This window comes from Dietzia sp. SLG310A2-38A2 (assembly GCF_014145095.1).
GTDB lineage: Bacteria > Actinomycetota > Actinomycetes > Mycobacteriales > Mycobacteriaceae > Dietzia.
This window is the reverse complement of record NZ_JAALDX010000480.1, coordinates 1-1318: the sequence shown is the minus strand read 5'-3', so window position 1 is coordinate 1318 and position 1318 is coordinate 1. Positions and strand designations below refer to the sequence as shown.

At 69.9% G+C, this 1318-nt stretch carries 1 protein-coding gene; it reads right to left on the bottom strand.

Translation table 11 applies throughout. The annotated features are described in order from the left end of the window. Positions 1-1318: putative lipid II flippase FtsW (ftsW, locus tag G6027_RS15615; RefSeq protein ID WP_182637967.1), on the bottom strand; the 1318-nt coding region annotated here is incomplete at both ends.

Here is a 1318-nt window from a genome sequence, read left to right as displayed (position 1 = left end):
CGTAGCGCCGGGCACCGGCACTCGAGCGCCCGGGCGCATCCGAGGCCGGGACCGGACGCTCGGGGGTGTACGGGCGCGGGTCCGGGAGGGTGAACCACCGACGCCGGCGGCGCTCCGGGGAGCTGAGGATCGCCGAGATCGCCTCGGGCTCGTGTCGGGCGCAGTTGGCGAGGAGGCCGAGGGAGGCCAGGGTCACGACCGCCGAGGTGCCACCGTTGGAGATGAGGGGCAGCTGGAGGCCGGTGACCGGGAGCAGGCCCACCACGTACCCGATGTTGATGAACGCCTGGAGGACGATCGTCGTGGTGATGGTGCCGGCCAGCAGGCGACGGAACGGGTCGGCCGACCGCAGCGCGATGCGCATGCCCGCCCACCCCAACGCCAGGTACAGCGAGACCACCACGGCGGCGCCGAACCAGCCGAGCTCCTCACCGATGATCGCGAAGATGAAGTCGTTGGTCGCCTCGGGCAGGTAGAACCACTTGGCGCTGGACTGTCCGAGGCCCACCCCGAAGAGTCCGCCCTCCGCGAGCGAGAGCATCCCCTGATACGACTGGTACCCCGAGCCCTGCGGGTTCGAGAAGTCCCCGACGAAGGTGTTGAAGAAGGTCCGGACCCGCTCGAAGCGGTAGGCGAACGTCACGGCGAGCACGCCGAACACGACGGTGCCGAACGCGATCACCCACACGAAGTGCCGTGTGGGGTAGCCGGAGAACCACAGCACGCAGAGGAAGGCGATGGTCACCGCCGTGGCCATGCCGAGGTCGGGGGCGACGACGACGAGGGCGGCGACCACCCCGTACCCCACGATGGCCGGGAACAGCAGGTCGAGCCAGTACCCGGTGCGGATGCGCTTGGCCACCACCGAGGACGCCCAGATGATGAACGCGAACTTGGCGATCTCCGCGGGCTGGATCCCGAAGAACCCGAGGTCGATCCACCCGCGGGAGCCGTTGATCTCCATTCCCACACCGGGGATCAGGACGGCGATGAGCAGGCCGATGGACACCAGCAGCATCGGCAGCGCGGCCGCCCGGAGCAGTTCGAACCGCACACGCAGGGCCACCACGAACGCCACCCAGCCGATCGTGACGAACACCGCCTGGCGCAGGAAGATGTCGAACGGAGTGCCGCCACCGGAGAACGCGAGGACGTTGGAGCTCGACAGCACCATCCCCAGGCCGATCACGGTGAGCAGGGCGGTGACCACCATCACCACGTGGTACGAGGTCAGCGGCGCACGGTTGATCGCGGCCAGCGGCGCGGCGATGCGGCCCAGCAGGTCGGGCCGGGCCACGGCGCCGGCCTCGTCGGCGTC